This window comes from Klebsiella sp. RIT-PI-d (assembly GCF_001187865.1).
GTDB lineage: Bacteria > Pseudomonadota > Gammaproteobacteria > Enterobacterales > Enterobacteriaceae > Superficieibacter.
In genome coordinates this window covers 1,252,774-1,278,346 of sequence record NZ_LGIT01000009.1, presented here as the reverse complement: position 1 = coordinate 1,278,346, position 25,573 = coordinate 1,252,774, and the positions used below count along the sequence as shown (strand labels likewise).

25 protein-coding genes are annotated in these 25,573 nt (G+C 50.7%); 8 read left to right on the top strand and 17 right to left on the bottom strand.

All coding sequences use genetic code 11. From position 1 onward, the window contains the following. Positions 1 to 26: 26 nt before the first annotated feature. The 4 genes from AC791_RS12395 to blr all read right to left on the bottom strand — a co-directional run bounded on the left by AC791_RS12395 (position 27) and on the right by blr (position 2,711). Positions 27 to 467 (bottom strand): DUF2569 domain-containing protein, encoded by a 441-nt coding sequence (locus AC791_RS12395; RefSeq protein WP_049840738.1) that lies wholly within the window; start codon positions 465 to 467, stop codon positions 27 to 29. Between the two features lie 83 nt (positions 468 to 550). After that, positions 551 to 766 (bottom strand): transcription modulator YdgT, encoded by a 216-nt coding sequence (ydgT, locus tag AC791_RS12390; RefSeq protein ID WP_049840737.1) that lies wholly within the window; start codon positions 764 to 766, stop codon positions 551 to 553. A gap of 267 nt (positions 767 to 1,033) precedes the next feature. Further along, positions 1,034 to 2,434, bottom strand: coding sequence for a GH1 family beta-glucosidase (locus AC791_RS12385; protein ID WP_049840736.1), 1,401 nt, complete (start codon positions 2,432 to 2,434; stop codon positions 1,034 to 1,036). A gap of 112 nt (positions 2,435 to 2,546) precedes the next feature. Further along, entirely contained in the window at positions 2,547 to 2,711 is a 165-nt protein-coding gene (gene blr, locus AC791_RS20365; RefSeq protein ID WP_416202297.1) for a division septum protein Blr, read from the bottom strand. Positions 2,712 to 2,897: 186 nt separating this feature from the next. Here blr and AC791_RS12375 point away from each other — a divergent pair, with 186 nt between their 5' ends. Further along, a complete protein-coding gene (locus tag AC791_RS12375; protein ID WP_049840735.1) occupies positions 2,898 to 3,941 on the top strand; it encodes an oxidoreductase in 1,044 nt (347 codons plus the stop codon). Positions 3,942 to 3,978: 37 nt separating this feature from the next. Here the strand turns inward: AC791_RS12375 and add are convergent, their stop codons facing one another. After that, positions 3,979 to 4,980: an adenosine deaminase gene (add, locus tag AC791_RS12370; RefSeq protein WP_049840734.1), complete on the bottom strand. Its 1,002-nt coding sequence runs from the start codon at positions 4,978 to 4,980 to the stop codon at positions 3,979 to 3,981. Positions 4,981 to 5,331: 351 nt separating this feature from the next. Between add and AC791_RS12365 the strand changes: the two genes are divergently transcribed. From AC791_RS12365 to AC791_RS12355, 3 genes are all read left to right on the top strand, one after another. Continuing rightward, complete coding sequence (locus AC791_RS12365) at positions 5,332 to 5,778, top strand: DUF3290 domain-containing protein (RefSeq protein WP_049840733.1); 447 nt, start codon at positions 5,332 to 5,334, stop codon at positions 5,776 to 5,778. An 8-nt stretch (positions 5,779 to 5,786) separates the two neighbouring features. Continuing rightward, on the top strand, positions 5,787 to 6,422 hold the full coding sequence (locus AC791_RS12360; protein WP_049840732.1) for a DUF421 domain-containing protein: 636 nt from the start codon (positions 5,787 to 5,789) through the stop codon (positions 6,420 to 6,422). 265 nt (positions 6,423 to 6,687) lie between these two features. Further along, positions 6,688 to 7,125, top strand: a complete 438-nt coding sequence (locus AC791_RS12355) for a VOC family protein (protein WP_049840731.1) — start codon at positions 6,688 to 6,690, stop codon at positions 7,123 to 7,125. Between the two features lie 113 nt (positions 7,126 to 7,238). Here AC791_RS12355 and AC791_RS12350 read toward each other — a convergent pair whose 3' ends face one another. The 4 genes from AC791_RS12350 to malX form a co-directional block, all read right to left on the bottom strand. Beyond that, complete coding sequence (locus AC791_RS12350) at positions 7,239 to 7,571, bottom strand: DMT family transporter (RefSeq protein ID WP_049840730.1); 333 nt, start codon at positions 7,569 to 7,571, stop codon at positions 7,239 to 7,241. Between the two features lie 212 nt (positions 7,572 to 7,783). Further along, complete coding sequence (locus AC791_RS12345) at positions 7,784 to 8,164, bottom strand: hypothetical protein (protein ID WP_049840729.1); 381 nt, start codon at positions 8,162 to 8,164, stop codon at positions 7,784 to 7,786. Between the two features lie 113 nt (positions 8,165 to 8,277). Continuing rightward, positions 8,278 to 9,456: a MalY/PatB family protein gene (locus tag AC791_RS12340; protein WP_049840728.1), complete on the bottom strand. Its 1,179-nt coding sequence runs from the start codon at positions 9,454 to 9,456 to the stop codon at positions 8,278 to 8,280. A gap of 63 nt (positions 9,457 to 9,519) precedes the next feature. After that, complete coding sequence (malX, locus tag AC791_RS12335) at positions 9,520 to 11,112, bottom strand: maltose/glucose-specific PTS transporter subunit IIBC (protein ID WP_416202296.1); 1,593 nt, start codon at positions 11,110 to 11,112, stop codon at positions 9,520 to 9,522. Between the two features lie 165 nt (positions 11,113 to 11,277). On the opposite strand from malX, the gene AC791_RS12330 reads away from it, so the two are divergent. After that, positions 11,278 to 12,306 (top strand): Mal regulon transcriptional regulator MalI, encoded by a 1,029-nt coding sequence (locus AC791_RS12330; RefSeq protein WP_049840726.1) that lies wholly within the window; start codon positions 11,278 to 11,280, stop codon positions 12,304 to 12,306. A gap of 26 nt (positions 12,307 to 12,332) precedes the next feature. Here AC791_RS12330 and AC791_RS12325 read toward each other — a convergent pair whose 3' ends face one another. Together AC791_RS12325 and manA are read right to left on the bottom strand one after the other, a co-directional pair. Further along, positions 12,333 to 13,910 carry a YdgA family protein gene (locus AC791_RS12325; RefSeq protein WP_049840725.1) on the bottom strand — a complete coding sequence of 526 codons (1,578 nt, stop codon included), beginning with the start codon at positions 13,908 to 13,910 and terminating at the stop codon, positions 12,333 to 12,335. Between the two features lie 101 nt (positions 13,911 to 14,011). Then, complete coding sequence (gene manA, locus AC791_RS12320) at positions 14,012 to 15,190, bottom strand: mannose-6-phosphate isomerase (RefSeq protein WP_049840724.1); 1,179 nt, start codon at positions 15,188 to 15,190, stop codon at positions 14,012 to 14,014. A 196-nt stretch (positions 15,191 to 15,386) separates the two neighbouring features. Here manA and fumA point away from each other — a divergent pair, with 196 nt between their 5' ends. Further along, on the top strand, positions 15,387 to 17,033 hold the full coding sequence (fumA, locus tag AC791_RS12315) for a class I fumarate hydratase FumA (RefSeq protein WP_049840723.1): 1,647 nt from the start codon (positions 15,387 to 15,389) through the stop codon (positions 17,031 to 17,033). A gap of 151 nt (positions 17,034 to 17,184) precedes the next feature. Beyond that, the gene (gene fumC / locus AC791_RS12310; RefSeq protein WP_049840722.1) at positions 17,185 to 18,588 is read left to right on the top strand and encodes a class II fumarate hydratase; all 1,404 of its coding nucleotides are present in this window, start codon (positions 17,185 to 17,187) and stop codon (positions 18,586 to 18,588) included. Here the strand turns inward: fumC and tus are convergent. From tus to rstA, 3 genes are all read right to left on the bottom strand, one after another. Continuing rightward, positions 18,578 to 19,510, bottom strand: a complete 933-nt coding sequence (gene tus, locus AC791_RS12305; RefSeq protein WP_049840721.1) for a DNA replication terminus site-binding protein — start codon at positions 19,508 to 19,510, stop codon at positions 18,578 to 18,580. The two genes, fumC and tus, sit on opposite strands and share 11 nt — an antisense overlap. A gap of 73 nt (positions 19,511 to 19,583) precedes the next feature. After that, complete coding sequence (gene rstB / locus AC791_RS12300; RefSeq protein ID WP_049840720.1) at positions 19,584 to 20,885, bottom strand: two-component system sensor histidine kinase RstB; 1,302 nt, start codon at positions 20,883 to 20,885, stop codon at positions 19,584 to 19,586. A 28-nt stretch (positions 20,886 to 20,913) separates the two neighbouring features. Next, complete coding sequence (rstA, locus tag AC791_RS12295) at positions 20,914 to 21,630, bottom strand: two-component system response regulator RstA (protein WP_049841621.1); 717 nt, start codon at positions 21,628 to 21,630, stop codon at positions 20,914 to 20,916. A 126-nt stretch (positions 21,631 to 21,756) separates the two neighbouring features. On the opposite strand from rstA, the gene AC791_RS12290 reads away from it, so the two are divergent. Next, positions 21,757 to 22,092 carry a GlpM family protein gene (locus tag AC791_RS12290; RefSeq protein WP_049840719.1) on the top strand — a complete coding sequence of 112 codons (336 nt, stop codon included), beginning with the start codon at positions 21,757 to 21,759 and terminating at the stop codon, positions 22,090 to 22,092. Here the strand turns inward: AC791_RS12290 and folM are convergent. From folM to ydgH, 3 genes are all read right to left on the bottom strand, one after another. Continuing rightward, the gene (gene folM, locus AC791_RS12285; RefSeq protein ID WP_049840718.1) at positions 22,089 to 22,808 is read right to left on the bottom strand and encodes a dihydromonapterin reductase; all 720 of its coding nucleotides are present in this window, start codon (positions 22,806 to 22,808) and stop codon (positions 22,089 to 22,091) included. The genes AC791_RS12290 and folM overlap by 4 nt on opposite strands. Before the next feature lie 37 nt (positions 22,809 to 22,845). Further along, positions 22,846 to 24,228 (bottom strand): amino acid permease, encoded by a 1,383-nt coding sequence (locus AC791_RS12280; protein WP_049840717.1) that lies wholly within the window; start codon positions 24,226 to 24,228, stop codon positions 22,846 to 22,848. Positions 24,229 to 24,426: 198 nt separating this feature from the next. Further along, positions 24,427 to 25,371, bottom strand: coding sequence for a DUF1471 family protein YdgH (gene ydgH / locus AC791_RS12275; protein WP_049840716.1), 945 nt, complete (start codon positions 25,369 to 25,371; stop codon positions 24,427 to 24,429). Between the last annotated feature and the right edge of the window lie 202 nt (positions 25,372 to 25,573).

The following is a 25,573-nucleotide window of genomic DNA, read 5'->3' as shown; positions in this document are numbered from 1 at the left end:
GCGACAACAGGGAAACTGTAGGGTTATTACGGATTGACGAACGTGTCTTTTACCCGCTGCGATCGCCTGAAATACGGAGCCAGCAGCGCTGCTGCCAGTAAAGGGAACAGAAGTTGCTTCATCGCCAGCATGTCATTGACGGGGGAAAACGCGAACGCTTTTATCGCCAGCAGCACGGAAATGAGCAGCCAGATAATATAATGACGCGGCACAGATTTACGGCGTTTGAAAAAGGCGATAGTCAGCCAAAGTGTGTAATACCACATGGCAACAGCAAACGCGAAGGAAGCGATCCAAAGCGCTATGTAACCAGTGCTTTGTCCCTTCAATGATGATAACGCTTCCGGTGTCATGAGGGCACCGGCATAAATGAGTAACGAAAGCGAAGCGCTAAATAGCGCCAACAGGAGCCAGGCCAAAGGTGCCAGCAACCAACCGCCAATTCGCTCACCAGGTTTTACAGACATGCCTACTCCACAAACTAGCGCCAGAAAAGTGGTCAACGACCGGGTCGGAAGTATAAAACAACTGGCGCTACTATTTACAGACTTTATTGCACGTATCGCCAGACAGTCTTGGGAACCTGGCCAATATCGAACAATTTACCACCGGAAACCAGTTCAGCACGGCGGTGATCGGCAGCCCGGTACATGCTGATGATGTCCGATTCATCAGTCAGGTTATAGTTTAGATGGTCAAACAGTTTTTCCAGACTTTCAAGAGAACTAATCTTACGAAACTTTAATAAATAGTCCTGAACGGTCATATTCAGCGGGTCCATTTTATAATGAGAATAATTATATGAATTCGATTTATCAAATCTGGATATGTATTCAAATCCCGACTTTACCTGTATATAACGACTCAGCAACCCCCAGAAGTAACACTTCTGATCGCTGAATAGCGTAAGCAAAATTTACGTCATAAAAGGGTAAACATTAAAGTACGACATATTGCTGACTTTTGCAGATAAGGGATATAGGGCATATCTGTCATATATAGCAGGTGCCGGACGGCACCTGCGGGAAGAAGATTAGCGCTGTTCGCCGTTGCTGGCAATAACGTTCTGATACCAGTAGTAACTCTTTTTGCGTTTTCGTGCTAAATCCTGCGTATGATCGACATAAACAAAGCCATACTGCTTTTTATAACCGTTTAGCCAGCTCAACAGATCAATAAAAGACCACGGATAATATCCACGGACATCGGCTCCCTCAGCAATCGCTTTTTCCAGGGCGTCAATGTGCATACGCAGATAATCAATGCGCGGATCGTCGACGATTTCACCCTCAATAATCGGATCTTTCGCGCCGAGGCCATTTTCGGTGATATAAATCGGGATATCACCGTAACATTCCTTGACCATCATAATGCCGTCGGTCAAGCCCTGCGGCCAGATTTCCCAGTCCCAGTCGGTATAAACCCCTTCCGGGTTACGTACAAATTTGAACAGGCCTTTGAAACCAAACTCCCCGCTGCTCTGGCTTTCACCGCTATAGTTTGCCTGAGTATGCGTTTCATCCGGATTAGCCGCCACGGTTTCCCGACGATAATAATTAAGGCCGATAAAATCACAGCGGTTATCGCGGAGCAGATCCATGTCTCCTGGCGCGCACTGCGGAACGCCCCACAGGCGTTGAGCCTGCTGTAGCAGGGCTTCAGGGTATGTCCCTTTGAGGACAGGATCATAAAACCAGTGGGTATGGATAGCATCTGCAAGCTGGGATGCGGCAATATCATCAGCGCTTTGCGTTAATGGCGTATGTGGCTGAAGGACATTAACAAATCCGATTTCACCCTTAATTTTTGCTTCACGAAATGCGCGAACAGCCATCGCATGAGCAATAAAAACATGATGACAGGCCTGAATAGCGCGAGCGGGATCGTTTACTGACGGCGGATGACTGCCGGTTATATAGCCATGGCCAATAAATACGATAGTTTCATTGAAGGTGGCCCACAGCTTAACTCTGTCGCCAAAACGGTCATAGCACAGGCGCGCGTATTCAACGAACGCGTCAGCTGTTGCCCGGGATTCCCAGCCGCCTTCATCCTGCAACGCCTGAGGCAGATCCCAGTGATAGAGGGTTAACATTGGCTCGATATTGTGCGCCAGTAGCTCATCAATCAGGTCGCTGTAAAAGGCGATCCCGGCTTCGTTAACTACTCCACGCCCGTTGGGCAGCAGGCGCGGCCAGGAAACGGAAAACCGGTAGCTTTGTAATCCCATCTCAGCCATCAACGCGACATCCTCACGGAAACGGTGATAGTGATCGACAGCAACATCGCCATTGGTATCCTGATAAGTGGTACCAGGCTGATGGGAGAACACATCCCATATAGAAGGGCCCTTGCCATCCTTGTCGTGCGCGCCCTCAACCTGGTACGCCGCAGTCGCAGCACCCCATAGAAAATTATCCGGAAAAGCAGCCATGCCTTGCTCCTGTTGGCTAAAAATAACAGTTTAAGAAGAGCGTCAGACAGGATGCAACCGGTTTCAGAAACCGGTTACAGTATTGCGAGCGGGATCACTTTTCGCTGAAATACTATTTATGTTGCACGGCAATATCCGTCTGCGGAGGCTGATAACGATCAATATGATTGGCGGCCAGCAGTAACAGAACCGTAATAACTACCACGGACCAACCAACAAGTTCCAGAATACGTGAAAATGGCGATGGCATAAATTTCTCAAACCAGATTAAAAACATCAGTAAATGCTACCTGGTACATCCGGGATCGACAAGTCTGTCGCTGTATTTAATTAAGTCAGACGTTTCACCAGGTTAACTTTTGGTGATTCAGATGGGCAACAATGACCTCTGCGGGTTATTAATATGTTGTGACTGAGGAAGATATCGGGTGAAATAGAAGCAGATAATAGAGAGGGCGACAAAATGAGTGATAGTTTACGTGTTGGACTAATTGGTTACGGGTATGCCAGTAAAACATTTCATGCGCCGCTCATTGATGGTACGCCGGGTCTGGAACTGGCGGTGATATCCAGCAGCGACGAGGGCAAGGTTAAAGCTGACTGGCCGGCCGTTAACGTCGTTTCCGAGCCTAAGCACCTCTTTAACGATCCGGACATTGACCTTATCGTGATCCCGACGCCCAATGATACCCATTTCCCGCTGGCGAAAGCAGCGCTCGAAGCGGGTAAACATGTTGTCGTGGACAAACCCTTTACCGTGACCTTGTCACAGGCTCGGGAGCTGGATGCGCTGGCCAAAAGCCGTGGTCGAGTATTATCGGTGTTTCATAACCGCCGCTGGGACAGTGATTTCCTCACGGTCAAAGGGTTGCTGGCTGAAGGTTCGCTGGGTGAAGTTGCGTGGTTTGAATCTCATTTTGACCGTTACCGCCCGCAGGTCCGTAATCGCTGGCGTGAGCAGGGAGGACCTGGCAGTGGTATCTGGTACGATTTAGGACCACATTTATTGGATCAGGCGGTCAATTTATTTGGTTTGCCGGTCAGCATGACGGTCGATTTAGCCCAGTTACGCCCGGGCGCGCAGTCAACAGACTATTTTCACGCCATTCTCAGCTATCCGCAGCGGCGCGTGGTCCTGCACGGAACGTTACTGGCGGCGGCGGAAACGGCGCGCTATATCATCCACGGTTCACGTGGTAGCTACATTAAATATGGTCTTGATCCCCAGGAAGAGCGGCTCAAAAATGGCGAGCGCCTGCCGCAGGCTGACTGGGGTTACGATATGCGGGATGGTGCTATAACCCTCGCTACTGGCGACGATCGCGTAGAGGAAAAACCATTGCTGACGCGTCCTGGAAATTATCCGGCCTATTACGCAGGCGTGCGCGATGCGCTTAATGGAGAGGGAGAAAACCCGGTGCCAGCCAGTCAGGCTATTCAAATTATGGAGCTGATTGAACTGGGGATCGCCTCATCTAAACAGCGTGCAACTTTGAACTTGAGCTAAAACTGAACCCGCTCATCCTGGATGAGCGGGCGGTATATTAGCCTTTGGCAATACGTGCAATTAATGCCGCTTTTTCCTGCGGCGTCAGAAATGCAATCTCAAGACCGTTAATTTGCGCCTGGCGAATTTGCTGCTGGCTTAGTCCGGCCGCAGGCGCAGCAACCGTATACTCATGAACAATATCCACCCCTTGTACTGCCGGATCGTCAGTATTGATTGTTGCCAGCACGCCCTGTTCCAGAAAGGTTTTCAGCGGATGGTGAGCGAGTGCTGCCACCGTGCTGGTTTGAATATTTGATGTCAGACAGGATTCAATGCCAATTCTCTGCTCACGGAGAAATTCCATTAAGGCAGGATCTTCAATAGCTTTAACGCCGTGACCAATTCGTTCAGCGCCAAGCTCACGAATAGCCTGCCAGATGCTCTCCGGGCCTGCTGCTTCGCCAGCATGTACCGTAATATGCCAGCCTGCATCGCGGGCGCGGTTAAAATGACTCAGGAACAGCGAGCCAGGGAAGCCCAGTTCGTCACCGGCCAGATCGAGGGCGGTGATGCCGTCACGGTGTGCCAGCAGCGCCTCAAGCTCTTGCAGGCAGGCTGATTCACCAAAGGTACGGCTCAGAATGCCAATCAGACGCGCTTCAACGCCGAAATCGCGACTACCTTCACGCACACCGGCTATTACCGCTTCAACGACATCCGCTACCGGCAAATTATGGGTCATTGCCATGTAGCCTGGAGAAAAACGCAGTTCGACGTAATGCAGGCCGTTGCGGGCCGCATCTTCCATATTTTCGTAAGCGACGCGGCGACAGGCGTCAAGATTGGCAAGAACTTTAACCCCCCAGTCCAGTTTTGCCAGAAAACTGACCAAATCAGGTTCGTTATGGGTGACCTGCACGTGTGGCGTCAGGGCTTCCAGCGTGTTCGCCGGCAGAGTCAGATTGTGCTGACGGCCAAGATCAAGAATGGTTTGCGGACGGATGTTACCATCCAGATGGCGATGAATATCCGTTAAGGGCAGGGAAGTATCAATCATGATCGCACTCTTGTTGTAGGTAAAGTGCGATCCATTATACATCACATTGTTAAGCGATTAAAAATGCTGGCTAAATCATCAATCTAAGACGGTGACCGAGCCAGTCAAAAGACATTCGCGGTTGTTTATATGCGTCAATTACATTGTCACGCCCTGCTGGTGGGCTTCGGAAGGTTTCCACGCAGGCCGTCTTAATGCATGTTGAATGATTTTATGCTTATACTTTAGACGTGTCAGATAATGGCAACGTAATGTTGTTGATTAATAACTTATGGGGAATGGAAGAATAAAAATGGCAATACACCATATCAACAAAGATGAAGTCTATAGTAAATATGGGGCTATATCTGCATGACCTTTTATGGAATCAATTATCTTCAGGCTCAGTCTAATATAAATGACTTCTTCAAATATATTATTATATTTAGTACATTATTTATACTTATCGTAGCTTTCAGTTTGTACATGCGTCATCGTTTGCAAACTAAGTATCGGGATCTAACCATAATCGCTTTTTTATTTTTACTGTTCATCTCTGGTGTGCAATATGCAGATTACACAGACAGTCAAAATATACATTCAAAATCATCGCAAATGGTTAATTTTGTGAGGCTACTGGAAAAGGAGAAAGGGGTAGATATAAACTCTATTTTTTCTAATTCTGTACAACTGTCGGATGGTGTTATCGTTAGAATTGACAGCTCGTATTATCGCGTGAATCTTAGTAGCGATCAGAAAACGTATAATCTGGTTAAGGTTTCTCTAATGAACCCAGATATAGAAGTTATAAAAAATTAAGGTATAAAATGATTATCTATACACCGATTATTATAAAGCTTGGGTTAGGAATATTGTGTTTAATAGTCCAGATAAATCTCATGGGGAAAGGTAATCTGGCACCTTCATCGGCAATGGACCAGGTTCAGAACTATGTTTTAGGCGGGATCATTGGCGGCGTAATCTACAACGAATCAATCACCGTACTGCAATTTATTCTGGTATTAATTATATGGACTTTACTGGTTTTTTTACTGAAGTTTCTAAAAGAAAACAATCGCTTAGTCAAAAGAATTATTGATGGGAAACCCATTACTCTGGTGCACAATGGCAGCGTTAATGTTAAAGAGTGTCTGAGAAATGGTGTTTCTGCGAATGACCTGATGTTTAAGCTGAGAGCAAACAACATCTATGAAGTAGAGCAGTTGAAACGCGTCGTTCTCGAACAAAACGGGCAGCTTACGATTATTCAAAGTGGCGATGAAAATATACGTTACCCAATCATAGTCGATGGATTAGCGAATAATGACTTACTTGAGATTATCAATAAAGACACGGAGTGGTTAGAAAGCGAGATCGCCAGGCAAGGCTTTAGTAAAATAAGTGAAGTCTATTTGGGTGAATATCTGTCAGGAAGAATTAATCTATACGGATATGAAAAATAAATCGCGGCCTAGCCAGGGAGGGCGGTAGTTGCCAGTCGCAAAACCGAATGGCTATTATTATCCTGACGATAGCGAAGCCGATACGTGGATGCCTGAACCCTGAATTTTCGCCGGGAATAGTGACGTACAGAGTTTGCCGCTGTGGCAGATTCTGTGCCCGCAGGTACTGGGTCTGGAGTTAGTATCACGCGGCATTTATGCTTGACCTGAAGTTAACTTGAGCTTTTAGGATGTAGGTTCTGAATTTGATTAAAGAGATAGATAAATGCAAGACGTTGATGTGGGTTTTACGCACGTAGCCTTTTCTGTCAGGGACATCGATAAAAGCATTGCTTTTTATGAGCGTTATGCCGGTATGGTTATTGTTCATCGGCGCGCACCGGATGTTCCGCAAGCCCGTAAAGTGGCATGGCTGAGCGATCATACGCGGCCATTTGCGCTGGTTTTGGTGCAATCAGACAATGTGCTCGATACGCCCCTGGGCCATTTTGGTCATCTCGGGGTAGCCTGTGCCAGCCGCGACGATATCGATAACAAAATTACCCTGGCGCGGACAGAAAACGTGTTGCGCAAAGAGCCGGAGGAAGCCGGGGATCCGGTAGGATATTACGTTTTTCTTGCCGATCCAGACGGCAACACTCTGGAACTGTCATACGGACAGCGTGTAGGGCTTGAAGCCATTGCCAGCAAGATCCCTGCGTAAGGGGCGTAAGCCTGCGGCAGGCTCATGCGGGCCACGGCCAGAACGAGCGGCCAATCGCAACCCTTAGCGCTATCTACCGGACGACCAGATAGCGCCCTTCATTCGTTCAGAATTTAGTGGGCCGTGGTTTTTGATAATACATTCAGCACGACAACGCCGCTGATAATTAATAGCATCCCGACAACTGCCCAGACATCCAGTTTTTGTCCAAACAGGAACCAGCCCAGCACGGAGACACTCACGATCCCAAGCCCGGACCAGACTGCGTAAGCAATACTGAGTGGAATGGACTTTAAGGTAAGGGATAGACAATAAAAGGCTATAGCATATCCGACAACCACGACAACCGACGGCACCAGTTTTGTAAAGCCTTCGCTTAGTTTAAGGCTTGTCGTCGCAATAACTTCTCCTGCTATCGCAATTAATAAAACAATCCATGCATTCATCATTCACCCGGTAATTAAGTTAAGCAGGATGAATTTTAAGTCATATAAATAAAATGTGTAGTCTTGTCTTTCTTAAATAATGGTGAACAGCGTTGAATGGTTTTTCGCTCGCGCAGCCTGTGCGCGGTGAAACGCTTGAGCCTTAACGGTGTGCGATCGGCAACATTCACCATCGCCTTACCTGACATCGTTCAGGCACCATTATGAACATATTATCTGACCGTACGGCACAGCTGCTGCGCGATATCGTCAAGTTCACGATCGTATGAGGCACGCTCAGCCGCACTCAGGAAACCCTGTTGATTTACATACCCGTCGGTATCTTTTCTGATGCGGTCCGCACGATGCCACAGTGCGTCAGACTGCGACTCTGCAAGAAAGCGCGCTTTGCGGGCATTACTGATATCGGCCTGGAGCACATTGATACGTACCGAGATGTGAGCCTGAAGCGGGTCGGATATTCCTTCTCCCGCTTCGCCTTTCACGTCGCGCTGGGCCTTTATGTCACATGACGGCCAATCGTGTGTTAATGATGGTGTGGCTGCGGCATTGTCAGCAGCAAGCAGCACCAGGCCGAGCGCGAGCTTTTTCATTGCTGTTCCTTGTAGAGGATTATTCACATGCAGAAGTATAGATCCTGTGGACGGGCGATCGCTATAATCCCCGGCAGAACCATGCAGGTTACGCTGCAGACATCTCAGGGCGACTAAGATTGGCGTAATGAGTGAATTCCGGCAATCAATCGTTCTACCCCTTTTTCCAGTTTGCTACGCGGACATCCGGCATTAAGACGAATAAACCCGCTTCCTTCAGCGCCGTAGGTGTAACCTGGCATGATGGCGACTTTTTGCTGTTCAATCAGCGTTTTTTGCAGGGCGTGCTCATCGATCTTCAGCGGTCTTAAGTCAATCCAGGCAAGGTAGGTTGCCTGCGGCGGCTGCCAGTTTAACTCGGGAAATGCCGCATTAAGCGTAGTTGCCACATAGCGTAAATTATCCTGAAGATAGTCGCGCAGCGCATCCAGCCAGGGGGCGCCGTGCTGGTAAGCGGCAACATGAGCGACCAGGGCAGGAACTGATGGCGACGAGAGGGCATCGCGATTTTTTAGCGCGTCAAGATAGGCGTGGCGGGTAGCTTCATCACCAATCAAACCCCAGGCGCCGGTCAGGGCCGGAATATTAAAGCTTTTGGAGCCGGAGGTTAACAGCGCCCAGCGGCTGCGTGCTAACCCGGACCACGGAATGTGGACATGGTCTCCCCAGACCATATCCATATGAATTTCGTCGCTTATCACCGCCACGTCATGTTTTTCGCAGAGCTGCACCATTGTCATCAGTTCTTCCCGCGTCCACACTTTGCCGCTGGGGTTGTGCGGACTGCACAGTAACATCACGCGGTTCCGGGGCTGTGCCAGTGCCTGTTCGAGTTGAACGAAATCACAATGCCAGTCATTGTTGTTTTTCTGCAGCGGGACTGCCACCACCTGGCGCTGATTACTTTCAATTGTCTTATAGAACGCGTCGTAGGCTGGAGTGTGGACCACAATGCCATCGCCAGGGGCAGACCACTGGCGGATCATCTCTGCAACCATGTAAATGACGGAAGGTCCGTACACCAGCTGTTGAGTGTCAATCTGACTATTAAAACGGGTTGCGAACCAGTGCTCAATTGCAGCTATAAAGTCGTCGTTTTTCCAGCGGCTGTAGCCCAGCACGCCGTGACCAAGGCGCATACGCAGGGCATCAAGAATGCAGGGCGCGGTGGCAAAATCCATATCCGAGATAGTAAAAGGGAGCAGATCGGCAGCGCCAAAACGATCGGCGATGTAGTCCCACTGCGTGCACCACGTGCCGCGTCTGTCCACCGGAGTCGAAAAATCAAACATATCAGCGTCCTTATCTTTAAATCGTAGGCTGATTCCCCCCCGACCTGGAGGGGAAAATGCATTTTAAGCCTGTACTGAATTCATCAGCATCGTCAATTCATCTTTTACCGATTGTACCTGTGGGCCAATCACGACCTGAAGATTATGCTGATTGAGCTGAACCACGCCAATAGCCCGCAGATTTTTTAGGGCGGCACTGTCCACTTTATTCATATCCTGCACCGACAAACGCAGACGAGTAATACAGTTATCCAGAGAAACAATATTTTCGGCGCCGCCCAGCGCCGCCAGTATGGCGGGAACGTTATAACCGGATTTTCCTGTCACGCCAGCAACGGTCTTTTCGAGTGCGCTGGCGGTGTCAACTTCACGTCCGGGCGTTTTGATATTAAAGCGCAAAATAGCGAAACGGAAGATAGCGTAATAGATCACAAACCAGACTGCCGCGACGACCGGAACCATGTACCAGCGGGTGGCAAAGCCATGCAAAATACCAAACACGACGAAATCGATAATATTGCCGTCGGTATTACCAATGGTGACGCCGAGCACCGCCATCATGGTGAAACCCAGCCCGGTAAGCAGCGCATGAATGACATATAATACCGGCGCAACAAACAGGAACAGGAATTCAAGCGGCTCCGTAGTGCCGCCAACGACGCAGGCAACAACACCTGAAATCAGTAATCCTTTTACTTTATGTCGATTTTCCGGGCGTGCACACTGATACATCGCCAGCGCGGCACCCGGAAGACCGCCGAGGAAAGACGGCATTTTTCCCTGCGACAGGAAGCGGGTAGCGCTTTCTGCAAAACCATGCGTTTCGCTACAGCCCAGTTGCGCCTGGAAGATAGTCAGCGCACCGCTCACGCTGTGACCGCAGACATCCAGGGTGCCGCCCGCTTCCGTAAAGCGAATGAGCGCAACCAGGATGTGCTGCAGGCCGAAAGGCAGCAGCAGGCGTTCACCGGTACCAAAAATCATCGGGCCAAAATCGCCTGCGCTATTAATGACATAGCCAAGCGCATTGATACCCATTGCAAAAAAAGGCCAGACCAGGGGTATGACAAGGCCTACCAGGCCCATAACCACAGCGGTGATAATCGGCACAAAGCGTGTACCGCCAAAAAAGGCCAGGGCATCCGGCAGGCGGATGGTATGAAAACGCTCATGCAGCATCCAGACGATGATCCCGGCAATCACTGCGCCGAGGATCCCGGTATCTATTGACTGGATGCCCAGGATAGACTGAATATTATTGGCCTTTAAAATGGCAGCATCGGTCGTCGGAAGTATACCCTTTGCGGTTAACCAGAAATTAACCACCAGGTTCATGACTGCGTAACCGACAAATCCGGCAAAGGCCGCTACGCCTTTATTGTCGCGGGCTAAACCCAGTGGGATGGCGATACAGAACATCACCGGCAGGAAACTAAAAGCGAATGAGCCGACTTTGCTCATCCAGCCAAAGATGCTCTGCAGGACAGAATTATCCAGCCAGGGTAAAAGGGTGGTGACATCATGACTGCTCAGGGAACTGCCGATCCCCATCATGATCCCGCAAAAAGAAAGCAGCGCCACCGGTAGCATAAAGGTTTTGCCGAGTTGCTGAAAGAATTCCCATAGCGTCAATTTTTGTGCAGCTTTTGGATTCACTAAAGACTCCTGGTCGGTCTGATGATTCATCTATGAGAGTAAGATAAATCGTTTTACCTTATTTTAGTGAGATTACTATCACACTATTGGCTTACCATAGTGTTAAGACGGTTTAATGATAGATAAAACGTTTTATCTATTGGCCAACGATAAACGGATAATCAAATGGCAATCGCAAAAAAAATTACCATTAACGATGTTGCGCAGGCGGCGGGGGTTTCCGTCACCACCGTATCACTGGTTTTAAGTGGAAAAGGGCGAATATCGTCTGCAACGGGTGAAAGAGTCAATCATGCGATTGAGCATTTGGGTTTTGTTCGCAACAGGCAGGCAGCTTCGCTAAGAGGCGGTCACAGCGGCGTTATAGGGCTGATAGTCAGCGATCTCTGTGCGCCGTTTTATGCCGAATTAACGGCGGGGATCACGGCAAGGCTGGAATCGCAAGGACGGATGTTATTTCTGACGCAGAGCGGTAATGAGCAGCAGTGGCTGTTGCAACGCCTGGAGATGCTGATTTCTCAGGGTGTAGATGGCGTGATTATTGCCGGTTCGCTGGCACGCGGAGCAGAACTCCGTCAGATCGCAGATGAGGCCGGTATTCCGCTGGTCTTTGCTTCGCGGGCCAGCCATCTTGATGATGTAGACATCATCCGTCCTGATAATATGCAGGCCGCACAAATCATCACCGGACATTTAATCGAGCGTGGTCACCAGCGTATTGCCTGGCTTGGTGGTCAAAGTACTTCCCTGACCCGTGCCGAACGCGTGGGCGGCTACTGCGCAACATTACTTAAATTTGGCTTACCTTTTCACAGTGAGTGGGTGGTAGAGTGCGAATCAAGCCAGAAACAGGCGGCAGAAGCAGTAGGTGTGCTGCTACGACAAAACCCGACTATCAGCGCCATCCTGTGCGACAATCGCGTTGTGGCGATGGGCGCGTGGTTTGGTCTGCTGCGCGCGGGCAAACAGAGCGATGAGAATGGTTTAGGGCGCTATTTTGAACAGCAGGTTGCGCTGGCCTCTTTTGCTGATGTCCCGGAAGACGCGCTTGACGATATTCCGATCGGCTGGGTGATTAACCCGGCAAGAGAAATGGGCGAAAGCCTTGCAGAACGTATCTTGCAACGCATTGATAACCGGGCCATGACGCTACGTAATCATATTATGTCCCCGAGGCTGGTAATTAAAAAATAGCCCCTCAGGACGAGGGGCTAACATTATTACTGTTGAGGTGCCGGTGCAACCGGGGCAGGGACTGCCGGGGTCGCAGGGTCGGCCGGAACTGCGGGCACCGCCGGATTAGCCGGTTGCGGAACCGGAATACCCAGATCCGGCATACCGAACATGCCTACAAACTCTTCCAGCGGCATTTTCTGGCCGTTTAACGTGACCTGACCGTTACTGTATTGCAGACGGGCAGTGATATTGTCATCTTCCATCGTGGTAATACGGAACATCTGGCCCATTGCTGCCAGACCTTTCACCTGCTGGCTGGCCAGTTTAGAGGCTTCCTCGTTCTGATACCCCTCCAGACGCGCAATCTGGGTCATAAACTCGATCGCCATATCCGTTGGGATCACCAATTTGGTGTCGAGGGATTTAACACTGCGATCAACTTCCTGCGCCAGGGTCTGCACGGGCTGCGTATTCTGCGCGGGATCTTTCAGGAACAGGGAGAGGTTAAAGGTGGTCTCACCTTTGCTGTTTTTCCAGCTAAGCGGGGCTACAGTGATCACCGGATCGCCTTTCAGCAGCAGCGGCAGGGCGCCAAAAAAGGCTTCCGTCATTTTCTGCTGATACAGCTGCGGGTTTTGAACGACTTCAGGTTGCGCCATCAGCGCCCGGGACTGAGCATTATACTGCTGGCTGAACTGATGCCAGGCCTGACCATCAATCTGGCCGATTTTAACCGTCAGCTTACCGTGACCCATATCCTGATTCTGTAACTTCAGGCTGTCGAGCGTGTAGTCGAGCTGAGTGTCGACCGTTTTATTGTCTTTACCCAGCTCAGATTTACCCTCAATGTTCATGCCTTCCAGCACTGCCAGCTCTTTACCTTCAACCGAAATTGACAGCTTCTCTACGCTCAGCTTCTGATTACCGATGCGCTCATCAAATGACGTCAGCTGGCTGTCACCCTCGGTTTTTAATTTATTAAAGGTCATTTGAACGCGTTGGTTATACTCATTTACCGCATCAATCATGCCGCTATCCGCGTTGCCCGAAAGGGAGAACACATTCCCTTCGCGATCGGCTTCCAGCTGGAAATCTCCGCCGCTAAAGGCGACTTTTTCACCTTCACTTTGATAATTGAGCGGTTTGAGCGAGATGTCAGAATGGCTGTCGCCTGAATAGCCAATGCGCGTATTGGCCACAAATGGTGCTTCACCTTTGGCGATATCGAACAGCGGCTTAGAGGCTTCAGTATTCGCAAGTGTTGTGTTGACTGAAGCCATAGAGGGGATCAGGTTGAATTTTTTCAACTGAGCCAGCGGGAAGGGACCGTGATCGACACGCTCATTAAATACCACGCTTTGCCCTGTTTTAAGCCACGGGCTGGTGGTGCCGGGGACCGGCTTGATAACCAGGTCCAGATGACTGGTGAAGATCCCACGCTGGTAATTGGCATAGCCCAGCTCAACGTTAGCTTCCGGCGCAGTACGTTTCAGCTGTTCATTCGCCTGTTGAACGACCGTTGCAATTCGATTTTCGAACTGTTTTCCGGTGTACCAGGCACCCGCAGTCCAGACAACGCCCAGGGCAACAATAATTCCGGCAGCAACCACAGTTTTTTTCATAATGCTTATCCCTAAAATAAAAAACGGGCGAAAAACACCGCCCGATAAGAGTGCAAGGCTACTTGTAAGCGTAGCAAGACTTTATAAAAAAGTTCAGCAACTTAATTGAGTCTGTTATAGACGCGCGCCAGGCGACCCGTTCCGCTCACCGCAACCGGGGATTCAGCACAGCTGATAAATGCGGATTCACCTGGTTTAAGGACCAGCTGTTGCTCATCCTTACGCACTACGGCTTCGCCTTCAACACAAAACACAATCGCCGCGCTCTGCTGTGCAAGGCTAGTTTCCTGATTCGTGAGATCGTGCAGGGAGAAAGCGAAATCATCCACCGGAACAGGAAAATCCAGCTGATGACCATTTTTAACCGGCTGCGTCAGCAGTTCTGCTGCCGGTTTAGCCACGAATTTCACATTGGCGACCAGCTCAGGGATATCGATGTATTTTGGCGTCAGTCCGGCGCGCAGCACGTTGTCTGAATTGGCCATCACTTCCAGCGCCACGCCCTGGAGGTAGGCATGAGGCGTCTCAGCGAATAAAAACATCGCGTCGCCAGGATTTAACTTCACCACATTCAGCAACAGCGGCGAGAAGAGCCCGCTGTCATCAGGGTAAAATTGAGAAATGAGTCGAATAGTTTGCCACGGCTCGCCTTCCTGAATATCGATAACCGATTTGAGGACCGCCAGCGCCCGCCGTTTCTCGTCACCTTCCAGCGCCAGAAGACTGGCAAAAAGCTGTTTCAGGCGATCTGCATCCGGCTGCTGTAAGAAATGGGCAATTGCCGCATGGGCACCGGCCACCGGCTGTAGCAGCGAAACAATTTCCGAAAACTCGCGAAACGCGTTCATCGCTAAAAACGGCGTGAGCGCAAACACCAGCTCAGGCTTGTGATTGGGATCTTTATAGTTACGCTCAGCCGCATCCAGCGGTAGCCCGGCAGCGTTCTCCTTAGCAAAACCCTGTTCAGACGCCTGTTTGTTTGGATGCACCTGAATAGAAAGCGGTTGTTCGGCACAAAGCACCTTAAACAAAAAGGGCAGCTCGCCAAAGCGGGTGGCTACTGCCTGGCCGAGGATCGTAGATTTATCAGCGTCAATGATTTCGCGAAGAGAGCGGGAGTGACCGCTGGCATCCTGAACCTGTGAGCTGCTCTTCGGATGGGCGCCCATCCACAACTCTGCCATCGGCAGGTTTTGCGGATTAGCCATACCGTAGAGTTCCGTTAACGCAGAATGACTTCCCCAGGCATAGTTTTGCACTGAGTTGATGAGTTTTTGCATTATCAAGCCCTGTATTTAATGGAGTTAATCCCGGTATTAAACCAATAAACCCGGCAGAAGTAACCCTCAGGCCTAAAAAGTCGTATTACTCTCAGTTTTTGTTAAAAATTTGTGTAGGATAAGCGGACTCGCGTTGAACAGGGCAAATGGAATATCTGCCTTAACAATAACCAGTTGAGTCATCAGTGAGAGCATAATGTCGAACAAACCCTTCTGTTATCAGGACCCCTTTCCGCTGGCTAAGGATGAAACCGAATACTATCTCCTCAGTCAGGATCACGTTTCCGTCGAACACTTCGCAGGGCAAGAGATCGTAAAAATTGAGCCGCAGGCACTGACACTGCTGGCTCAACACGCCTTTCATGACGCATCCTTCATGCTGCGCCCGGCACATCAGCAGCAGGTTGCGGATATTCTGAGCGACCCGGACGCCAGTGAAAACGATCGCTATGTTGCCCTGCAATTTCTGCGCAATTCTGAAATTGCTGCCAAAGGCATTCTGCCAACCTGTCAGGATACCGGAACCGCCATTATTATGGGTAAGAAGGGCCAGCGCGTCTGGACCGGTGGCGGTGATGAGGCTGCGCTGGCGCGCGGTGTGTATAACACCTTTATTGAAAATAATCTGCGCTACTCGCAAAACGCTGCGCTCGATATGTATACCGAGGTAAATACCGGCACCAATTTGCCGGCGCAGATCGATCTCTACAGTATGGATGGCGACGAGTACAAATTTTTATGCATTGCCAAAGGCGGTGGCTCGGCCAATAAAACCTATCTTTACCAGGAGACAAAGGCGCTGCTTTCGCCCGGCAGGCTAAAAAGTTACCTGGTGGAAAAAATGCGTTCTCTTGGTACTGCGGCCTGTCCGCCTTATCATATTGCGTTTGTGATCGGCGGTACGTCGGCGGAAGCTACGCTGAAAACCGTCAAGCTGGCCTCAACAAAATATTATGATGGTCTGCCACATGAAGGGAATGCGTTGGGACAGGCCTTCCGCGATGTGCAACTGGAGCAAGAACTGCTGGTGGAGGCGCAAAATCTTGGCCTCGGCGCACAGTTTGGCGGCAAATATTTTGCCCACGATATCCGGGTGATCCGTCTCCCGCGTCACGGGGCATCGTGCCCGGTTGGTATGGGGGTCTCTTGTTCAGCCGATCGCAATATTAAAGCCAAAATTAATCGCCACGGCATCTGGGTTGAACGTCTGGAAAACAACCCATCGCGTTATATTCCCGAGGCATTGCGGCAGGCTGGTGAGGGGGAGGCGGTTCAGGTCGATTTGAATCGTCCGATGAGTGATATTCTCGCTCAGCTGTCGCAATATCCGGTGTCGACGCGCTTGTCGCTGACCGGCACGATTATTGTCGGACGCGATATTGCTCATGCGAAGCTCAAAGAGCGGCTCGATCGCGGGGAGGGCTTACCCCAGTACGTCAAAGATCATCCAATTTATTATGCAGGGCCAGCGAAAACGCCGGAAGGTTATGCCTCCGGTTCGCTCGGGCCGACCACGGCTGGCCGGATGGATTCCTATGTTGATCAGCTTCAGGCTCATGGTGGCAGCATGATCATGCTAGCGAAGGGCAACCGCAGTCAGCAGGTTACCGATGCCTGTCATAAGCACGGAGGCTTTTATCTTGGCAGTATCGGCGGTCCGGCGGCCGTGCTGGCACAGAGCAGTATTAAGCGTCTGGAGTGTGTTGAGTACCCGGAGCTGGGAATGGAAGCCATCTGGAAAATAGAGGTCGAAAACTTCCCGGCCTTTATTCTGGTTGATGATAAAGGTAATGACTTCTTCCAGCAAATAAACAGCGGCCAGTGCGCCCGCTGCATAAAATAACCTTTCTTATCCTGTTCCCGGCAGCGCGCTCTGCCGGGAAATTAATCTTAAGCGCACGAAGCATTAAGTGAGTAAGCAAAAATACCCGATACTTTACCTGGTCGCCGGTGAGCAATGTCGACACGTCCATTTTTTATATAAGGAATCCGTCATGACAACGCATCGCAGTGAAAAAGATTCAATGGGGGCGATTGATGTCCCGACAGATAAATTGTGGGGAGCACAAACCCAGCGATCGCTGGAGCATTTTCGTATTTCAACTGAAAAAATGCCGGTCTCGCTGATCCATGCTCTGGCGCTGACCAAGCGCGCCGCCGCGAAGGTGAATCAGGATCTCGGTCTGCTGGGCGCGGAAACGGCCTCCGCGATTATTGCCGCTGCGGATGAGGTGCTGGCTGGAAAACATTCTCAGGAGTTTCCGCTAGCTATCTGGCAGACCGGCTCCGGCACGCAAAGTAATATGAACATGAATGAGGTTCTGGCAAATCGCGCCAGCGAACTGCTGGGCGGCGTGCGGGGTATGGAGCGTAAGGTTCACCCTAATGATGATGTCAATAAAAGCCAAAGTTCAAACGATGTTTTCCCAACGGCTATGCATGTCGCGGGAATTATTGCAATTAAGGAAGAGCTTATTCCGCAGATCGCAGTGCTTAAAAATACGTTGACCGCTAAATCAGCCGCCTTCCGCGATATCGTTAAAATTGGTCGTACCCATTTACAGGATGCCACACCGCTGACGCTGGGGCAGGAAATTTCCGGCTGGGTAGCCATGCTTGAGCATAATCTTCGCCATCTGGAACAGAGTTTACCGCACTTAAGCGAACTGGCGCTGGGCGGTACGGCTGTGGGTACCGGGCTGAATACGCATCCTGAATATGCTGAACGTGTGGCTCAGGAGCTGGCATCACTAACCGGTCAGGCATTTGTGACTGCGCCAAATAAGTTTGAGGCGCTGGCAACCTGTGATGCGCTGGTTCATGCTCATGGAACGCTTAAAGGGCTGGCCGCCTCACTGATGAAAATCGCCAACGATGTTCGCTGGCTGGCATCTGGCCCCCGTTGTGGGATCGGCGAATTGTCTATTCCGGAAAACGAACCTGGCTCATCCATCATGCCGGGCAAGGTGAATCCGACCCAATGTGAAGCAATGACCATGTTGTGCTGCCAGGTGATGGGCAATGATGTAGCGATCAATCTGGGCGGCGGATCGGGCAATTTCGAACTCAATGTTTATCGGCCCATGATTATCCATAATTTTATGCAGTCAGTGCGCCTGCTGGCTGACGGCATGGAGAGTTTTAACGAGCACTGCGCTATCGGTATCGAACCAAACCGTGAGCGCATCGCACAATTACTCAATGATTCATTGATGCTGGTGACTGCGCTGAATACCCATATTGGCTACGATAAAGCGGCAGAAATCGCCAAAAAAGCGCATAAAGAAGGTCTGACGCTGAAAGCTTCAGCGCTTAAACTCGGCTATCTCACTGAAGATGAGTTTGAGCGCTGGGTGCAGCCGCAAGAGATGGTCGGCAGCTTGCCTGCTAGTCGTTAGCCACGTACAGGTGCAGTCGGGGAATAATTGGCGTTAATGACTGCGCCTGTGGCTTATAGCGATGCTGTACGTTTGCCGCATCATAATCCAGTAGCTCGCCAATATCCGGCACGCTGACGCCGCCCGTGCCGGAGATCAGCGCGATAATCGGGCCAGGACAGGCGTGCTGGACCTGTTTTTGCTGGCCGGGATACCAGACCCGGGCGATGGGCTGCACCTTAACCGGCCGTTTGATTTTAAGTTTTGCCTGCTCGGGCAGGGCCGCAACATCCTGATACTCACGTTCCAGCCGCGCCTGCCACTGCTCCCGCGTCCACGGGGCGACGGCACGTGGCGACTTCAGGCTTTTCTCAAGCTGCTCCAGCACATCATTACGCGTCAAATTTTTAATAATGTGCTTATTTGCCCAGCCAAAACGCAGCGTACCGGGATTATTTAATAGGGTAATACTTCGGTAAGCATTTAACGTAATCAGACCCGGAAGATAACGATGGACCCACTCGAAACGCGCCGTTGAGGGCAGGCCGGACTCAACGGTCACTATGTTTTCGAATGTCGATTTAAGCGTATTAATTACGGTCACACGTGTCGCAATCGCTTCTTGCTGTGCCGCCATGACCTGAAGACAAATCACACCCGGAAGACGTACAGCCGCTTTACTACTGCGCACCTCGGACTGCTGCTGGATGAACAGGTGACTAAAATGTGCCAGCGCCTGGGCGAATGCCGCTTTTCCTACGTGCTGCAACACCCGGATACGGTTTAGCGGCGAATGCTCATCCTGCTTTTTAATTTCGGGCAGTTCAAATACCCGACCTGCCAGCAGACGGCAGTCGCTGAGATCGGCCCGCAGTGCGGCCAGTTCATGTTCAAGCTCGCGAAACGTAGAGGTTAAACGCTCCACCACATCATAACTGGCCATAAATTTCCCCATTAGTTACAACATACTCTAAGTTTGATAACTTTACGCAAACTCTGGCTACAGTACAACTTTTTCAGGCAGAAACAGGAAGGTTAACGTTATGCCAAAGAGGCCAGCTAAAACTAAAGCGTGCGCCACCTGCCGGGCTGGCCTCACAGACAACCTCGCCGGCCATTGCCTGAGCAATTGACGAGACAATGGCCAGACCCAGCCCACAGCCGCCGGTGGCGCGATCCCGGCTGGGATCGAGGCGAACAAACGGCTCGAAAACGCGCTGGCGTTCACTCTCCGCAATACCCTGACCATCGTCATCCACACGCAGCCAGGCGCGGCTGCCCTCACGCTCCAGACTCACCACAATCTGCTGCTGGCTATAGCGTAAGGCGTTATTGAGCAGATTATCTAAAACCCGCTCCATCAACCGCATGTCCAGAGCACCATAGTCTCCCTGAGTGAGTGTGTCGACCACGATTTGCCGCTGCGGATTCACAGATTGCACATCATCAATATGAGCCGCTACCCACGCCGGCAAATCCGGCGTCGTCAGGGTGAGGGTGGTTTGCGGTCGATCCAGACGGGCGTAGGTTAACAGCTCTTCGATAAGCGCTTCGAGTTGTTCAATATCGCGGTTAAGCGCCAGTAGTTCCTGGGGGGCCAGACCCTCACTCATTTCGAGGCGATAACGCAGGCGGACCAGAGGCGTGCGCAACTCATGCGCTATGCCATCAATAAGCCGTTTTTTGCTGGCAATCAGAGCATTGATATTGTCAGCCATCTGGTTAAACGCGATCCCCAGTCGTTCAAAGCTGGACATACTGTCAAAATGAATACGCTCGTCCAGATGTCCTTCACCCAGTCGCTGCGCGGCCGATTCAAGCCGCAGCATATCCTGCCAGTGAGGTCGCATCCAGATGAACACCGGAAATGCCAGCGAGATGGCGATAAACGCTATCAGGACCACATCCAGTATTCGCATCTGATGCATAAAATAGAGATAGGGTATTGGGCCGACCGCCAGCACATAGTGACTACGTGGAATACGCTGCACAAAGGTGTATTGGTCGTCGAGCGCCACAATATCACCCGCGTGCAGGTGTTTCATATCGCTGGCGTTAAGCTCAAATTTACTTAACGGCTCAATGCGCAAATCAAATGACAAATTGAGATCCAGCCGCTTAAGGGTTTTATTCCACGCATGAGGCGGAATTTCACGCAGTTCACTGCGCATCAAATAGAGTGAGCTTTTCATCAGATCGTCCAGCGACTGGCGCCCGGCTCGCTCGGCGGTGAATTTATAGACCAGCCCAACCAGCATTGTCATTACCAGAAAACAGACGAACAGCAGCAGGTAAAACTGCACGAAAAGCTTTTTCATAGCATTACGTTATCCAGACGGCGATGGCTCAATTGTCCCAGGCGTGCGGGGCGAATAAATAGCCTTTATTACGCACAGTTTTAATACGATAAGGTTCGGTAGCGCTGTCGCGAAGTTTTTTCCGCAGCCGGGAAATGGCAACATCAACACTGCGATCCATACCGTCATAGCTAACCCCGCGCAGATTTTTAAGCAGCGCATCGCGGTCCATGATCTGTCCGGCGTGGGTGGCTAACTCCCACAATAAATCAAAATCAGCCGTTGAGAGCACAATATTATCGCCGCCGAGTAAAACCTGACGGTTGACCGGATCGATAGCCAGGGTACCAAAGCGAATCGCTTTATGTGGGGTGAGGGCGGTCATGCCCGAACCGGGTGTCCGGGTCAGATGCTGGCGCAGGTGCAGATGCAGGCGAGCCAATAATACGGCAGGTGGCGTTGTTTTAAGAATATAATCGTTGGCCCCCAGTTCCAGCGACAGGATGTGATTCATATCGCTGTCAAGGGAGGTTAAAAGCACGATGGGGCCTTGCCAGCGGCTGCGTAAATCGCGACAGATCGTCATACCGTCTTTACCTGGCAGCATGATATCCAGTAGCACCAGGTCCGGCGCTTGCTGCAATATCGTCTCTTCGGCCCGATCGCCGCGCGTTTCAAGCACAACATCAAAGTCATGTTTTGTGAGCCACGCGGTTATAAGCGAACCGACTTCGGGATCATCTTCGACAAAAACAATTTTATTCATATGTTTGATACGATACAAAAAACGTCAACATACACTGCCTGCGTAAAAGCTTCCATTAATCGTTCATAAACAGGACCATTTCCGCTATGCTGCGGGAATTGTTAGCTATCTGTTAAAGGCAAAGGAATGGCGCTGCTGCTCAAGGCCGTACTGGGTGCGCTGGTGGTAATACTCATTAGCGTGCTGGCCAAAACCAAAAATTATTATATTGCCGGACTGATCCCTTTATTTCCGACATTTGCGCTGATCGCGCATTATATTGTGGCGAGTGAGCGCGGTGTTGAGGCGTTGAGAACCACCCTTGTCTTTGGCATGTGGTCAATTATTCCCTATTTTCTTTATCTCTTATCACTCTGGTACTTCATCGCCTTCATGCGCCTTCCGCTGGCGCTCGGCGGCGCAGTCCTGTGCTGGAGTCTTAGCGCCTGGATACTGATTTTGGTCTGGAGCCGCGTTCATTAACGCAGCGGTCGACCGCCATCAACACCAAAACTGCGGCCGGTGACGTAGCAACTCACCAGCAGATAATTGACCAAATCAATAATTTCTTTTTCTCCGGCCGCGATTTTCATCAGTGACTTATTCAGGATCTGCTGGCGGTGATCCGGATCGTCATTGTCATTGAACAAAATCAACGAGGGCGCAATCGCATTCACTTTGACCTCCGGAGCCAGCTTGCGCGCAAACGAGCGGGTCATATTATCCAGTGCGGCTTTACTGGCGGCATAGGCGATATGCTTATCGCTGCCTTTCTCAACTACATAGTCAGTAAAATGAATAATGTCGCTGGCTGCGTGACCGCGTCCGCGCAGAAGACTTTCCAGAGCATGATTAAGCAGGTAGGGGGCATGTACATGAACATGCAGCATCGCGGATAACACCTCAGTAAGCGGCGTGCCGGGTTTTTCCGCTATCCACGCGCTGGCATTATGAATAATGGCCCGTAAGGCGTCGGTGTGGGTTTTGACTTCTTCGGCAAAGGCAAGTATCCCCTCATCGTGGCAAAAGTCAGCCTGAATACAAATTGCACCGGCTTTTTCCAGGCCATCTATTGCACTGTGACGCGTACGATAACTCACAATAACCGGCTGAAAGTGATTGAGGAAATGGTGGGCAAGAGCGAGGCCGATGCGGCGGCCTCCTCCAGTAATTAAAATAGGTCGTGGCTGACTTCCCATCGTTATCTCCTTAAGTGATTTGCGATGGGGCAGCGTTCTACCTCATCAGCATCCAGGTTGCCGGAACAGCGGCAACCAGTAAAAACACAATCAGGACCTTTTCACCTGCACATAACCTGCGCTCATGCTGATGCGTACGGCGGGCATAAATAAAAACGAACAGGCCGGGCGCATAGAGCACCACTGATAACAGTAGGTGCATCGGGCCGGAGGCATACAATAACCATAAGCCATAAATACAGGCTCCGATACCTGTCGCCTGATGAAGCGGACGCGTGGCGATCTTGACCAGAAAGGCCCCGACCAGAAAATAGGGAACCAGGATCATTTCTGAGGCGATATTCAGCAGCGTGCTGTAATCTGCATGTGTGATCCAGATAAGCAGCAAACAGGCCTGCACGCTTATGTTGGTCAGCCACAAAGACGCCGAGGGCGCATTGTTTTTATTTTGTCTGGCGAAAACGCGCGGGAACGCTTTATAGGTCGCAGCGACCAGCGGCACTTCTGCCGCCATGATGGTCCAGCTAAGATAAGCCCCGCAGACGGAGATGATTAAGCCGGTGGCGATAATCACCTCGCCCCAGGAGCCCATCATATTAACCATGATCCCGGCCATCGATGGGTTGCGCATTTCAGCCAGTTCCGGGCGTGGAACGACCCCCAGCGATAGCATGGTGACCAGAAGGTATACGCTCAACGCCGCCAGCACGGCCATGAGCGTGGCGCGTCCAACATCCCGCTTATTTTGCGCCCGGGCAGACACCACCACCGCGCCTTCAACCCCAATAAATACCCAAAGGGTGATTAACATTGTGCCTTTTACCTGCTCCCAAACCGGCATCGATAAATCGACTCCGCTGAAATCCAGCGTAAAGGTGTCAAGACTAAAGGCGAGGCCTGCCAGCACAATAAACAGCCCCAGCGGCAGCAGTTTAGCGAGGGTGGCCGCCAGGTTTATGCCGGCGGCAGTTTGTACCCCACGCAGAACCAGCGCATGGACAATCCACAGCAGTACCGAGGATCCGACGATAGATTGCCAGGTATTTCCATCGCCAAAGATACGCAGTTCGGGTGTATCAGTAAAAAAGCTGAGGGCGGAAAAGACGATAACCAGATAAGAGACATTGGCGATCACCGCGCACAGCCAGTAACCCCAGGCAGAGCAAAAGCCGATTAGTTCGCCAAACCCTTCGCGAGCATAGGTAAAAATGCCACCATCCAGATCCGGACGCAGCCGGGTCAGTAACAGCATTGCAAAGGCCAGCAGCAGGATACCCACACCGGTAATCGCCCAGCCAATGATAAGTGCCATCGGACCAGCAACCTGGGCCATATTCTGCGGCAGGCTAAACACCCCTGCGCCCAACATGGAGCTTAAAACAAGTGCAGTTAATGCACTAAGGCCAAGTTTCTTTTGCATGGGCATCCTGTGGCAAAAAGAGGAATTGTGCGAATATTTATTATGTTAAAACGCATAAAAATGGTCGATCGCTCTGAGGCGCGGGATTGTACGAAGTGTGATAGTGAGATGCAATATGTAAGGGGGGAATACAGACAATATCGTGGAAAAAACGGAGCGGTCTGAAAACCGGGCCTGATATCAGGCCCGAAAACGGAATTATTTGTACAAATCCGCACTGATAGTAACGTTGCCTCCGCGCTCCTGCCACTGACGGGTAATGTGATAGTACTTCGCGCCTTTCTTCGCTGCACGTTTGGCAACCTGGTATGACACTTCCGTCATGTTGCCGTAGTTACCGGTGAATTTAACACTGTCAAACGGCACCATCTGCGCGGCTGTGATTTTGTTCACTTCTTCAACTTTCTTGCCGTCGGGGAGCGTGACAGTGTAACGTCCGCCTTTTGATGACTGGGTTTCAAAGAATCGCCCAATTTCAGCACTTGGTGCTGCGCTGGTCGCAACGCCTGGGATCTCAACTTTTTTCGCTTCTTCACCGCCTTTAGCCAGCGCAGCGCGTCCGGCATCGGAATCTGCCGGGATAGCATCTGGACTCTGCAGTACGCGTTTTTTCGCATCGGCTTTATAGATAAACGCCGTGATGCGCTGGTTACCACCCTGGTTAGTATCGACCTGACGCACGATGTAGAATGATGCTGCATCTTTCTGTCGTGCGGCTTTAGTAATGGCGTTGTTAACTTCAGGCTGGCTGCGGAAGAATCCCTGAATAGTGACGGTATCGAAAGGTTCCAGTTCAATGGCCTGATCTTTTGGCAACTCCATTACACCGTTAATAACGCGATTCTGCGGCTTATCTGCCTGTACAGCATTTTCTTTATAGACATCCGCCACCACGCGCCAGTTACCGCTGTTATTGGCATCAGCAGTATCCTGAATATAAAACGAGGCTGCGCCCATTTTGTCCGCGCGACGTGAAACGGCATTTACCGCATCGCTAATAGCGTTAAAACGACCGGTCACCACGACGCGATCGTAAGGCTTTAGCGCGGCTGCTTGCTCCGGCGTTAATTCTGTTGCTGCCTGTGCCGACAGGGCGGTGGCAGACAGGAGTGCGGATGCCAGGAGTGTGTTCTTAAGCTTCATAAAAAAGAGTCCTTTGCCTTGCGCAAACCAGTGACTGGTATTGTTGTAGTTAATGAAAATTGTGCTGATTATTGCATTTAAACAGCGCGATTGTCTGCGTGATTTTTCGGTCTGCGTATCCGGAGCGTTAAAGAAAGATAACTTTTATTTATATGTGGAAAAAACAGACGTCTGACCGGTAAAAACAATAAGAGTTATTACT

Excerpts from the sequence above, each read along its gene's own strand:
- AC791_RS12395 (WP_049840738.1), bottom strand. The coding sequence starts at position 467 with ATGTCTGTAAAACCTGGTGAGCGAATTGGCGGTTGGTTGCTGGCACCT.
- ydgT (WP_049840737.1), bottom strand. The coding sequence starts at position 766 with ATGACCGTTCAGGACTATTTATTAAAGTTTCGTAAGATTAGTTCTCTT.
- AC791_RS12385 (WP_049840736.1), bottom strand. The coding sequence starts at position 2,434 with ATGGCTGCTTTTCCGGATAATTTTCTATGGGGTGCTGCGACTGCGGCG.
- blr (WP_416202297.1), bottom strand. The coding sequence starts at position 2,711 with ATGTTTTTAATCTGGTTTGAGAAATTTATGCCATCGCCATTTTCACGT.
- AC791_RS12375 (WP_049840735.1), top strand. The coding sequence starts at position 2,898 with ATGAGTGATAGTTTACGTGTTGGACTAATTGGTTACGGGTATGCCAGT.
- add (WP_049840734.1), bottom strand. The coding sequence starts at position 4,980 with ATGATTGATACTTCCCTGCCCTTAACGGATATTCATCGCCATCTGGAT.
- AC791_RS12365 (WP_049840733.1), top strand. The coding sequence starts at position 5,332 with ATGACCTTTTATGGAATCAATTATCTTCAGGCTCAGTCTAATATAAAT.
- AC791_RS12360 (WP_049840732.1), top strand. The coding sequence starts at position 5,787 with ATGATTATCTATACACCGATTATTATAAAGCTTGGGTTAGGAATATTG.
- AC791_RS12355 (WP_049840731.1), top strand. The coding sequence starts at position 6,688 with ATGCAAGACGTTGATGTGGGTTTTACGCACGTAGCCTTTTCTGTCAGG.
- AC791_RS12350 (WP_049840730.1), bottom strand. The coding sequence starts at position 7,571 with ATGAATGCATGGATTGTTTTATTAATTGCGATAGCAGGAGAAGTTATT.
- AC791_RS12345 (WP_049840729.1), bottom strand. The coding sequence starts at position 8,164 with ATGAAAAAGCTCGCGCTCGGCCTGGTGCTGCTTGCTGCTGACAATGCC.
- AC791_RS12340 (WP_049840728.1), bottom strand. The coding sequence starts at position 9,456 with ATGTTTGATTTTTCGACTCCGGTGGACAGACGCGGCACGTGGTGCACG.
- AC791_RS12330 (WP_049840726.1), top strand. The coding sequence starts at position 11,278 with ATGGCAATCGCAAAAAAAATTACCATTAACGATGTTGCGCAGGCGGCG.
- AC791_RS12325 (WP_049840725.1), bottom strand. The coding sequence starts at position 13,910 with ATGAAAAAAACTGTGGTTGCTGCCGGAATTATTGTTGCCCTGGGCGTT.
- manA (WP_049840724.1), bottom strand. The coding sequence starts at position 15,190 with ATGCAAAAACTCATCAACTCAGTGCAAAACTATGCCTGGGGAAGTCAT.
- fumA (WP_049840723.1), top strand. The coding sequence starts at position 15,387 with ATGTCGAACAAACCCTTCTGTTATCAGGACCCCTTTCCGCTGGCTAAG.
- fumC (WP_049840722.1), top strand. The coding sequence starts at position 17,185 with ATGACAACGCATCGCAGTGAAAAAGATTCAATGGGGGCGATTGATGTC.
- tus (WP_049840721.1), bottom strand. The coding sequence starts at position 19,510 with ATGGCCAGTTATGATGTGGTGGAGCGTTTAACCTCTACGTTTCGCGAG.
- rstB (WP_049840720.1), bottom strand. The coding sequence starts at position 20,885 with ATGAAAAAGCTTTTCGTGCAGTTTTACCTGCTGCTGTTCGTCTGTTTT.
- rstA (WP_049841621.1), bottom strand. The coding sequence starts at position 21,630 with ATGAATAAAATTGTTTTTGTCGAAGATGATCCCGAAGTCGGTTCGCTT.
- AC791_RS12290 (WP_049840719.1), top strand. The coding sequence starts at position 21,757 with ATGGCGCTGCTGCTCAAGGCCGTACTGGGTGCGCTGGTGGTAATACTC.
- folM (WP_049840718.1), bottom strand. The coding sequence starts at position 22,808 with ATGGGAAGTCAGCCACGACCTATTTTAATTACTGGAGGAGGCCGCCGC.
- AC791_RS12280 (WP_049840717.1), bottom strand. The coding sequence starts at position 24,228 with ATGCAAAAGAAACTTGGCCTTAGTGCATTAACTGCACTTGTTTTAAGC.
- ydgH (WP_049840716.1), bottom strand. The coding sequence starts at position 25,371 with ATGAAGCTTAAGAACACACTCCTGGCATCCGCACTCCTGTCTGCCACC.